This window comes from Streptomyces sp. NBC_00390 (genome assembly GCF_036057275.1).
In the GTDB taxonomy this organism is placed as follows: Bacteria; Actinomycetota; Actinomycetes; order Streptomycetales; family Streptomycetaceae; genus Streptomyces.
This window is the reverse complement of sequence record NZ_CP107945.1, coordinates 2,006,127-2,016,741: the sequence shown is the minus strand read 5'-3', so window position 1 is coordinate 2,016,741 and position 10,615 is coordinate 2,006,127. Positions and strand designations below refer to the sequence as shown.

The window sequence follows — 10,615 nt, the reverse complement described above, 5'->3', positions numbered from 1 at the left end:
GAAGAGATGGAGCCATGACCAACCCCTTCGAGAACGAGGACGGCACATTCCACGTGCTCGTCAACGAGGAGCGTCAGCACTGCCTGTGGCCGGCGTTCGTCCTGGTGCCGCGCGGCTGGGACGTCATCGTGGCCGAGACCGACCGGCAGAGCTGCCTCGACTACATCGAGACGAACTGGACCGACATGCGTCCCGCAAGCCTGGCCGACTCGACCGACGCCGCATAACCCCTCATCCTCACAGACAGGTGACCCCGCACATGCAGACCAGCCCTGTGGTCGTCAATTCCTGGAACGAGTGGGACCCGCTCCAAGAGATGGTGGTCGGCTCCGCCGACAACGCCTGCTTCGAGCCGACCGAGCCGGGCAGCCGGCCCTCGATACGCAACGCCCCCGGCACGTCGTTCCCGACCGGTCCGAAGTCCAAGAAGGTCATCGATCTGGCCAACGAGGAACTCGCGGGCCTCGCGGCCCTGCTGGAGTCCCAGGGGGTCACGGTGCGCCGCCCCGAACCGCACGACTTCTCCACCCCGGTCCAAACCCCCGGCTTCGAGGTCGAGAACCAGTACTGCGCCGTCTGCCCGCGCGACGTGATGATCACCATGGGCAACGAGATCATCGAGGCCACCATGTCGCGCCGGGCCCGGTACTTCGAGTACCAGCCCTACCGCAAGCTGGTGTACGAGTACTGGAACGCCGACCCCCGCGTCGGGTGGACGACCGCGCCCAAGCCGTCGATGACCGACGGCATGTACCGCGAGGAGTTCTGGGAGTGGCCGCTGGAGCAGCGGCACGCGCAGATGCATTCCTTCGAGTTCTGCATCAACCAGGACGAAGTGATCTTCGACGCCGCCGACATGAGCCGGCTGGGCCGCGACATCCTGGTCCAGGAGTCGATGACCACCAACCGTGCGGGCATCCAGTGGCTGAAGCGGCATCTGGAACCGCGCGGATTCCGTGTCCACACGGTGCACTTCCCGCTGGACTTCTTCCCCTCGCACATCGACTGCACCTTCGTGCCGGTGCGTCCCGGCCTGATCCTCACCAACCCGGACCGCCCGCTGCGCGAAGGTGAGGAGAAGATGTTCCTCGCCAACGACTGGGAGCTGATCGACGTCCCGCAGCCCGTCCTGGGCAATGACGAGATGCCGCTGTACTGCCAGTCCTCCAAGTGGCTCTCGATGAACGTGCTGAGCATCTCGCCGACCAAGGTCATCTGCGAGGAGCAGGAGAAGCCCCTCCAGGACCTGCTCACCAAGCTCGACTTCGAGGTCTTCACCGTCCCGTTCCGCAACGTGTTCGAGTACGGGGGCTCTCTCCACTGCGCCACCTGGGACGTGCGACGCGAGGGCACGCGGGAGGACTACTTCCCGACCCTCACGTACCAGCCCGTGTTCTGACACACCTCAGCGATGCGCGCGAGGAGCGCCCCGGAGCCAGGCTCGAACCGGCACGGGGCGCTCCTGTGACGTCGGAGGTCAGACCTGGGCGGCGTACGAGACGAAGTTCGTCCAAGAAGTGGGGGAGAGTGCGAGCTGAGGGCCCCGCTCGACCTTGGAGTCCCGGACGTGGATCGTCTCGGGGGTCGTCGCCACCTCGATGCAGTCATCGCCAGAGCTGCCGCTGTAGCTGCTCTTGAACCAGGCCAGTTCTGTGGTGCTCATGCTGCTCCTCGCATCCGCCGCAACAGGCTCAGGGAGTCTTCCAAGGAGAGAGCCTGTGACCGCATCCTGGCATACCGCATTTGGAGCATGCTGACCACTTTCGGGTCGGAGATGAACTGGCCGCTCTCCTGACCTTCGCAGTAGCCGTACCACTTGTTGTCGGGCGTCTCCAACAGCCTCATGGGGCCGTCGATGCCCGCGTGGCTGCCGCGCGCATGCGGCATGACCTGCACTTCGATGTTCCTCAGTTCCGCAAGTCCGAGGAGGTGGTCCAAGAGCTCTGCCTGGGCAGCCTTCCCACCTGTCTCACGCGTGAGCACGTGCTCCTCGACGATGAAGCTGTACGCCGTGTTGGGCCGGTCCCGCAAAAGCCGCTGCCGGTCCGTCCGTGCCGCCAGCCGGGCCTCGATCTGATCGTCCCCCAGTGGCGGGAGGCGCTCGGAGAACAGCGTCCGCGCGTACGCCTCCGTCTGCAACAGCCCCGGCACCAACCGGCACTCGTACGTGTAGAGGTTGACCGCTTCCGCCTCCAGCTGTGCCCACTGCCGGAACCAGCTCGCCAGCCCCGGCCGGCGTGACAGATGCCGTGCCGCACCCCGCAGTGTGCCGAACGCGTCCAGTACCTCCTCCGCCCGGTCCACGAAGTCCGCCGGAGGAAACCTGCGCCCCTGTTCGATCGATGCGACCGTCGGCACCGAGTACCGAACCCGGGGCGCGAACTGCTCCTGCGTCAGCCGCGCCCGCTTTCTGAACGCCTTGACGACCTCCCCGAACGCCTTCAAGCTGTCCGAGCTTTCCGGTTCCGCCCCGCCGCCGCCCGTACCCTCCGCCGCGCCCATCTCGCCCGCCATCATGCCGGCCACCTCCACGTACGGTACGTAACCCACCCATCGTCACGCTTCGTTACGCGTACCGTCCACCCTTCGCACCCGTACGCTGACGCAGCGTACGGGTTTCGGTGCTGGTGAACTGGCATATTTCCAGGCCAGATTGGCCGTCATGACGACCCCCGCCACACCGACAACCTCCGACGTCGGCCAATCGCCCGTCACCGTATGTGTGTTCACCCAGCGCTTCAGCTCCACCCCGCGCGGCGCCCGCCTCGCCCGCCACCTCGCCGTCCATCAGCTCGACCGCTGGGGCGTCCCGCAGGGCAGCGACCTCTCCGGCACTGCGGCTCTGCTGGTCGCGGAGTTGGCTGCCAACGCCGTGACGCACGGCCGCGTGCCCGGCCGGGACTTCGAGCTCACGCTGACCCGCGTTCCCGGCGCGGTCCTCAGGATCGAGGTCTCCGACACCCGTGGCGAGAAGCAACCCCCCGCTCCGGGCCGTCTGTCCCCGCCCGCTCCCGGGGAGACCTCCGGTCGAGGTCTGCTCCTGGTGGAGGCACTGGCCGACCGGTGGTGTGTGCTCGACCGCGTACCCGTCGGCAAGACCGTCCGAGCCGAACTCGATCTGCCACGGCGCCCGTAGCGGGGACAACGTCGGGCTATGCGCCCGCGCCTCAAGCAATGGCGCGGCATGCAGGCCCACAGGAGACGGCCCCGTTTCGTTGCTCAAGGCCGCCAACGGGGGGCCTGGTCGTCAGGGGTGTCCGGGCCGGCGAAGTGGAAGGGGACCGAGAGATGGGTGGCCAGGGCTCTGCCCGCCCTGTCGGCGGCTGCCGCAGACGGGTGCAGCGTGCCGCGATCCTCGTCTCCGAGGTGCCGCACGGCCGCGTCCCGGTAGATGGTGGCCAGCCGGTGCTCGTCGGCGGGGTCGGCGGTGACGGCCAGCAGGTCCACGAACCAGTCGTGGACCGTGTCGCCGTCCCAGACTGCCTCGATCGCCACGACGCGGCCGGGGGCGCCGGCAGCACGGGCGGCCAAGGACTCCAGGTCGAGTGGGCAGTCGGGGGTGCGGGCGATCCTGTCGCCGTGGTGGAGGTAACGGTCGTAGACGACAAGTTGGGCGTCGATGAGCCCCAGACCGTGGGCGCGGCCGGTCTCGTAGACGATGCGGATGGCCTGCATGCGGGCGTCCTGGAGGACGTACCCGTCGACCTGTTCGCGGATACCGGCAGGCAGCAGCTCCCACCAGTCGGCCGTGGCGACGTCGGTCATCCAGAGTCTCCCCGTCTCCCGTGCGGCCCTGACGACAGAGACCGCCGAGCGCCACTGTACGCACGGCGTCCCAGCCGTCCGCAGCGCGCCTTCGCACCCGAGGGCCGGCGCGACGAGTCCTTTCCGCACGAGCGATCGCGCCGCCCGCTCCTATCCTGGTAAGGGGTCGGTGCTGATCAGGAGTGCGTGAAGGAAGTCGCGATGGCTGATCGGAGCAGCGGCGACGAACGGGCGATCGACCAGGCCCGGGCAGCCGCCGGCCGGGAGGCGTGGGCGGAGGCGTACGCACTCCTGCGCGACGTGGACGCCGATCACCTCGGCCCCGACGATCTCGCCGTGCTGGCGGACGCGGCCTGGTGGAACAGCAAGGTCGAGGAATCGGTCGAGGCGCGGACCAGGGCCTACTCCGGCTATGCGGCGGCGGGCGCCGACCGGCAGGCCGGATTCACCGCGTGGATGCTCCACTACGAGTACCAGCTGGCCGGGCGGACGGCGGCAGCCGCCGGGTGGCTCGGGCGGGCTCGGCGGCACCTCGCGGACGAGCCCGAATGCGTGGAGCAGTGCTATCTCGCCTGGGTCGAGGCGGAGGAGGCACAGCGGCGCGGTGCGTTCGGCGAGGCCATGAGCTGTGCCGGCCGGATGGCCGGCATCGCACGGCGCTGCGGCAGCGCGGATCTCGCCGCGATGAGCACCGAGGCACAGGCGAGCGTGCTGCTGGCCGAGGGCCGGGTGGCCGCCGGGCTCGCCCTGCTCGACGACGCCATGTGCTCGGCCATGGCGGGGGAGCTCAGCCCGCTCTTCACCGGCTGGCTCTACTGCCTCGGCCTCCAGCAGTGCATGGCCTGCGCAGACCTGGAACGGGCCGTCGAGTGGACCGACGCCGCCATGGCCTGGTGCGCCTCGATGCCGGCGGAGAACAACTACCGGGGTCTGTGCCGAGTCCACCAGGTCGAGGTGCTCGAGCTCTGCGGTGACTGGCCCCGGGCCGAGACCGCAGCCGCGCTGAGCGTCCCCGAGCTGCTGCCCTACGAGGCCCGGGTCGCCGCGGAGGCGATCTATCTGACCGCCGGCATCCAGCGGCGGCGCGGCGACCTGGCCGCGGCCGAGGCCTCGTACGCGCGGGCCCACGAGCTCGGCCGCGACCCGCAGCCCGGCCTTGCCCTGCTGCGCCTGGCTCAGGGCAAGGCGGAGTCCGCCGCCGCCGCGCTCCGGCTCGCGGTGGCGGGCCGGGACGGCGGCACACGGGTCGGCCGCTGCCGGCTGCTCGCCGCGCAGGTCGAGGTCTCGCTCGCGCTCGGAGAGCTCGACCAGGCCCGCACGGCCGCTGAGGAGCTGGAGTCGATCGCACGCGAGTGGCAGCAGCGGTGCGAGTCCGGGACCACGGTGCTGCACGCGACGGCCGCCGCGGCCCGTGGGGCGGTCGCCTTCGCGGAGAAGGAGCCGGAACGCGCCCTGCCTCTGCTGCACCGGGCGCTGGCGCTCTGGCTGGAGCTGGGGGTGCCGTACGAGGCCGCGCAGGTACGGATGACACTCGCCGCCGCGGACCGGGCCGCCGGGGACGCCGAAGGGGCGCGGCTGGAGCTTCAGGCGGCACGGGCGGTCTTCGAACGCCTCGGCGCGGCCCCGGACGCGCGAAGGGCCGCCGCCCTGCTCAGTGACGTGCGTCACCGTCTGCCGGGCGAGCTCACCCAGCGTGAGGCCGAGGTGCTGCGTCTTGTGGCAGCCGGCCGGACCAACCGGTCCATCGCCTCCGAGCTGGTGATCAGCGAGCACACCGTCGCCCGCCATCTGAACAACATCTTCGCGAAGCTCGACGTGCCCTCCAGGGCGGCCGCCACCGCCTACGCGTACACCCACGGCCTGGCGTGAGCGCATAGGCGGTTCTGCCCATGCGTGCCGCGGCGCAATGGGCGGTTACGGCGATGAGCGCCACCCGGCCCCGGGATTACAACGGTGCTGAGGGAAAGGCGGTGGCGGCCATGACCACCTTCACACCGGCACTCGACGACACACAGGCGCAGCAGCTCCGGGAAGCTGTACACGGCGACGTGCTCCGGCCCGGCGACGCGGGCTACGAGCAGGCCCGCAAGGTCTACAACGCGGTGCACGACAGGCGGCCGGCGATCATCGTCCGGGCCGCTGACACGGCCGACATCGTCGCCGCCGTCGACTTCGCCCGCGAGCGGGATCTGCGGCTGGCGGTGCGCGGCGGCAGCCACAGTGTCGCCGGGTACGGCACCTGCGACGACGGCCTGGTGCTCGACCTCGGGGGCATGCGCGGCATCCGGGTCGATCCCGGGGCGCGCACCGCTCGGGCCGAGGGCGGCTGCACCTGGGCGGATCTCAACCACGCCACGCACGCCTTCGGCCTGGCGACCACGGGTGGTGTCGTCTCCACCACCGGAATCGGCGGTCTGACCACCGGGGGCGGCATGGGTCATCTGGCCCGGAGATGCGGTCTGGCCTGCGACAATGTGCTCTCGGCGGATGTGGTCACGGCCGATGGATCATTCCGGACCTGTACGCCGGAGCACGAGGCGGACCTGCTGTGGGCGCTGCGGGGCGGAGGCGGCAACTTCGGGGTCGTCGCATCGTTCGAGTACCGGCTGCATCCTGTGGCCGACATCCTCGGCGGGCCGACGTTCTATCCCCTGGACGCCGACGTGATGCGGGGGTACCGCGAGCTGATCGCTGACTCCGGGGACGAGCTCGGCGCGCTGCTCGTCGTGGGACTCGGGCCGGCGCTGCCCTTCCTGCCCGAGCGGTGGCACGGGCGGCCCCTGTGCGCAGTCGTGACCTGCTGGAGCGGCCCCCGGGACCAGGACGACCGCATCCGTGCACGGCTCGCCGGTCTCGGACCGGTCGTGGGGCGGCACCTCGATCGGATGCCTTATCCGGTGATCAACACTCTCTTCGACGAGCTGCTGCCGGCGGGCCTCTTCCACTACTGGAAGGGCACCTTCAGCCACGGTCTGCCCGACGGGGCGCTCGACGCGCATGTCGAGTACGGCGCCACCACCCCCACGATCCAGAGCACGACGGTGATCTTCCCCATCGACGGTGCCTGCCACCGGGTGGGGCCCGAGGAGACCGCCTTCGCCTACCGGGACGCCGGCTTCTCGACGGCTCTCAGCCCGACCCTGCTGACGCGCGCCGACTGCGACGCCGCCACCGGCTGGGCCCGCGACTACGCCGCCGCCCTCCGGCCGTACTCCATGGCCGGCGGCTATGTGAACTTCATGGACCAGGACGACCAGGACCGGGTGCGGACCAACTACCGGCAGAACTACGACCGCCTGGTGGCACTCAAGCGGCGCTACGACCCCGGCAACCTCTTCCGCCTGAACCACAACATCGCACCCTGAGCAGCCCTCCGACGCCGCCCCTGAGGCTCTGAACTGCACCGTTCCCGATCATGAGGGAGAACGCGGCATGTGGGGTGATTAGTCCGAATTTCTATAGAGGTGTCTCTATAGCGACAAGTTACCCCGCTTGTCGCTTTCTGATGCGCCGTCACGGCGACGACTGTTCCTGTTGTTGTGAGTGATATGGGTCACGAGTGCAGAGATGTGCAGTTTTGTCCCTCGGTTCATTTCCCTTCCAGGGGTGGCAAGTTGAGCAGTACTGCCAGGAATTGATCACGCATTTCCCATGATCGGATTCATTGGGCGGATTGTGGTGTGAATTTCGGGCTTGTTCCATCCGATGGGCCTCGCCTACGGTCACCTCAATCCGGACGGACCGCCGAATCCTGCCGCTGTCCGGAACCGCACCCACTCACGGACGTAGGCAGGAGCGGGGGACCCAGGTAAGCGCCGATCCGGCATCCGGAACGGCTCGGGGTGAAGTCGCACTCCCCGTGCGACCGGGCATCTCCAGCCCGAACCCGACAGCTCACCTCGCAGGCGACGGAGAGGAATTCGTCATGCCTGCAAAGGGTAAGCACCGCCGTCCCAAGTCCAGCCCCCTCACTCGCAGTTTCGTCGCCGCGGGTACCGGCGGTGCCGCACTCGCCCTCCCGATGCTGGGAGCGACCTCCGCCGGCGCGGCGCAGCCGACGACGGCCGTGGCCGCCGAACAGGCCGTGGCACCGACCGTCGCCGTCGCCACGAAGGTGGCCGCTGAGAAGATCAGGCCCGTCACCTATTCCGTGGTGCCCGGCGACTCCCTTTACAAGATCGCGGGCCAGCATTCGCTGAGCGGCGGCTGGAAGCAGCTGTACAAGGACAACCGCGAGGCCGTCGGCGACAACCCCTCGCTCATTCACCCGGGCCTCAAGCTGACGGTCGGCGCGAAGGCAAAGACCAAGGCAAAGGCAGAGGCAAAGGCGGAGACGCCGGCCCCCGCCGAGAAGCGGCCTTCCTCGTCCGACCGTGCCGACCGTTCCGAGCGCTCCAGCGCACCGGCCGCCGAGAGCGGCGCTGCCACGCAGTCCGCGCCGGAGTCGGCCCCGCAGGCCGCCCCGGTGTACACCAACGACCTCGACGGCTGGATCAGGGAGTCGCTGGACATCATGGGCCGGGAGGGCATTCCGGGCACCTACGAGGGCATCCACCGCAACGTCATGCGCGAGTCCTCCGGCAACCCGCAGGCCATGAACAACTGGGACTCCAACGCCGCGGCCGGAACGCCCTCCAAGGGACTCCTCCAGGTCATCGACCCGACCTTCGCCGCCTACCACGTCCCGGGCACCGCGATGGACCCCTTCGACCCCGTCGCCAACATCACGGCCGCGTGCAACTACGCCGCCGACAAGTACGGTTCGATCGACAACGTGAACGGTCCCTACTGACCCGACAGCTCTGCGATGCCCGGGGTTCGGCGGAGCCCCGGGCATTGTGCTGCCCTGACAGCCGGAGTGCGGCGGGCCGACATCGGGCCGGAGCCCGACGGTGGCCGAGTCCTCCGGCCTCCCGGCGCCTTTCGGACCGACACCCTGCCACGACCTTGACGACCCGGTCCTGGCCGCCAACCACCAAGGTCGCCCGCTCTGGCCGGCCCCGGGGCCGTCAGTCATCGCCCCCATGGAAACCCCCCACTCCCAGGAACCGCCAACGGCCCCTGCCGTGACCAGCCCGGGGACCGTCGGGCCGCCAACGGCCCGGCCCTGGCCGGCCCCAGGGCCGTCAGTCATTGCCCCCATGGAAACCCCCCACTCGGAGCAACCGTCAACGGCCCCTGCCGTGACCAGCCCCGGGGCCGTGAGGGCCCGTTCTGTCCAAGTCCACTTCTGGCCTGTCCCTTTGCGGACACCGCATTACCCCGAACTGCCCCTCCGCAGCTGGCAGTATCGAGTCAATAGCAATTCACCGCGCTGCCCGGCGCGGTGTGATTGAGGGGGAGAAACACATGCCACGTCGTATTCACCGTGCCGTGGTCGCGGCATTCACGAGTGCGCTGATCGCAGGCGGTGCCGGAACGGTCTTAGCCGCCAAGTCCGCAGGTCATGACGGTAAATGGGATGCGTCTCATCCGGTTTCCGGGGGCGTTCTCAGTGACACCGGATGGGACGCCTCCGTTCCGGTTGGCGGCGCAAAGGGCGAGGACACGGGCTGGGACTGAAACACCCCACGTTTCGGCGTAATTGAGCCATCGGCCCGGGCAGGTTCCGGCCCGGGCCGTGCGACGGAAACTGTGAGAGGGGCGGGATGGCGGCGGAGTCGCTGCGGCCGGCGGGAAGTGATCAGAACCATCACGGAATGGATCCCCGGGAAACGATGCGCGTCCTCCCGGGATTCCTGCAGCATCGGCTGACATTGTTCACCGGAAAACCGATCGAGGGCCAGAACTCGCCGGGCTGGACGGCCGGTTACCACCTGATCGCCGCCACGACCGCCATGGTGACGGGCAGCGCGCTGTCCACCATCGCCTGGATTCTCGGCAGTTGGTGGCTGCTCGTCCTGCCGGCCGGATGGGCCGTCACCCTGCACGGCATGCGCAATCTGCGCATGATGATCTTTCACCAGTGTTCGCACCGCAACATGTACCGCCGCCGCACGACGGACATCGCCATCGGCCGCGCGGTCTCCTCGATCCTGGTGATCCAGAATTTCGAGCGCTACAGCCGTGAGCATGTGGCCGATCACCATGCCGCGCACCACATGACGCTCCGCGACCCCACCGTGCAGGCCTTCCTGATCAGCCTCGGCCTGCGACCGGGCATGACGCGGGAGGCGATGTGGTGGCGGGTGCTGGGCAAGCTGTTCTCGCCGCTGTTCCACCTCCAGTTCGCGCTCGCGCGGGTACGGTCGTTCTGGAGCGCCTCGGCGGTGGCCGAAAAGGCCACCGCCACCGTGCTGTACGGCGGATCGGCCGCCCTCACCCTGGTGACCGGCACCTGGCCGGTGTTCCTCGTGGTGTGGTGCGTACCGCTGATCCCGCTCTTCCAGATGAGCAACACCCTGCGGCTCTGCGTGAAGCACACCTTCCCGCCCGCCGGGACCGAAGTGCGCCGTGGCCGTGCGTACTTCGCGAGCCTGACCAATGCCATCTTCATCGGCGAGGCCGCCCCGACGGGGCAAGGTGCCGGGGCCTGGTGCCGCTGGGTCGCGCGGATGCTGTTCGTGCACGCGCCCGCCCGCTATCTGGTGCTCACCGGTGACACCGTCGTGCACGACTACCACCACCGCTATCCCTCCAGCCGGGAGTGGTACGACTACCTCTTCGCCCGGCAGCGTGATCTCGACTCGGGGCACCGCGGCTGGCCCGGCTACGAGCACGTCTGGGGCCTCGTCCCCGCCATCAACCGGGTCTTCGACTCGATCGCCGCCGCGGACCCCGAGGAGTACGACGCCGGGCGCATCGCCTCGGTGAGCAAGCGGGAACTCTTCGCCGCGTTCGACGACTGACG

General features: G+C 69.2%; 10 protein-coding genes and 1 riboswitch. Of the genes, 7 read left to right on the top strand and 3 right to left on the bottom strand.

Annotated elements, in window-relative coordinates; translation table 11 throughout:
• Positions 1–14: 14 nt before the first annotated feature.
• Positions 15–227 carry an MbtH family protein gene (locus OHS70_RS08395; RefSeq protein WP_328395266.1) on the top strand — a complete coding sequence of 71 codons (213 nt, stop codon included), beginning with the start codon at positions 15–17 and terminating at the stop codon, positions 225–227.
• Between the two features lie 32 nt (positions 228–259).
• Positions 260–1,399 (top strand): glycine amidinotransferase, encoded by a 1,140-nt coding sequence (locus OHS70_RS08390; RefSeq protein WP_328395264.1) that lies wholly within the window; start codon positions 260–262, stop codon positions 1,397–1,399.
• Positions 1,400–1,477: 78 nt separating this feature from the next.
• On the opposite strand, the gene OHS70_RS08385 is transcribed toward OHS70_RS08390, so the two are convergent.
• Both OHS70_RS08385 and OHS70_RS08380 read right to left on the bottom strand, forming a co-directional pair.
• A complete protein-coding gene (locus OHS70_RS08385; protein ID WP_328395262.1) occupies positions 1,478–1,663 on the bottom strand; it encodes a DUF397 domain-containing protein in 186 nt (61 codons plus the stop codon).
• Positions 1,660–2,517, bottom strand: coding sequence for a helix-turn-helix domain-containing protein (locus OHS70_RS08380; RefSeq protein ID WP_443062737.1), 858 nt, complete (start codon positions 2,515–2,517; stop codon positions 1,660–1,662). Before OHS70_RS08380 ends, OHS70_RS08385 begins: the two co-directional genes overlap by 4 nt.
• A gap of 145 nt (positions 2,518–2,662) precedes the next feature.
• Between OHS70_RS08380 and OHS70_RS08375 the strand changes: the two genes are divergently transcribed.
• Complete coding sequence (locus OHS70_RS08375; protein ID WP_328395260.1) at positions 2,663–3,136, top strand: ATP-binding protein; 474 nt, start codon at positions 2,663–2,665, stop codon at positions 3,134–3,136.
• Between the two features lie 83 nt (positions 3,137–3,219).
• Here the strand turns inward: OHS70_RS08375 and OHS70_RS08370 are convergent, their stop codons facing one another.
• Entirely contained in the window at positions 3,220–3,765 is a 546-nt protein-coding gene (locus OHS70_RS08370) for a hypothetical protein (protein ID WP_328395258.1), read from the bottom strand.
• 201 nt (positions 3,766–3,966) lie between these two features.
• Between OHS70_RS08370 and OHS70_RS08365 the strand changes: the two genes are divergently transcribed.
• The 4 genes from OHS70_RS08365 (at position 3,967) to OHS70_RS08350 (ending at position 10,613) form a co-directional block, all read left to right on the top strand.
• The gene (locus OHS70_RS08365) at positions 3,967–5,634 is read left to right on the top strand and encodes a helix-turn-helix transcriptional regulator (RefSeq protein ID WP_328395256.1); all 1,668 of its coding nucleotides are present in this window, start codon (positions 3,967–3,969) and stop codon (positions 5,632–5,634) included.
• A 110-nt stretch (positions 5,635–5,744) separates the two neighbouring features.
• Positions 5,745–7,130 (top strand): FAD-binding oxidoreductase, encoded by a 1,386-nt coding sequence (locus OHS70_RS08360; RefSeq protein ID WP_328395254.1) that lies wholly within the window; start codon positions 5,745–5,747, stop codon positions 7,128–7,130.
• Positions 7,131–7,525: 395 nt separating this feature from the next.
• A riboswitch (cyclic di-AMP (ydaO/yuaA leader) is annotated at positions 7,526–7,686 on the top strand.
• A 4-nt stretch (positions 7,687–7,690) separates the two neighbouring features.
• Positions 7,691–8,557: a transglycosylase SLT domain-containing protein gene (locus OHS70_RS08355; protein ID WP_328395252.1), complete on the top strand. Its 867-nt coding sequence runs from the start codon at positions 7,691–7,693 to the stop codon at positions 8,555–8,557.
• Positions 8,558–9,464: 907 nt separating this feature from the next.
• Positions 9,465–10,613: a stearoyl-CoA 9-desaturase gene (locus OHS70_RS08350; protein WP_328395250.1), complete on the top strand. Its 1,149-nt coding sequence runs from the start codon at positions 9,465–9,467 to the stop codon at positions 10,611–10,613.
• Positions 10,614–10,615: the final 2 nt, after the last annotated feature.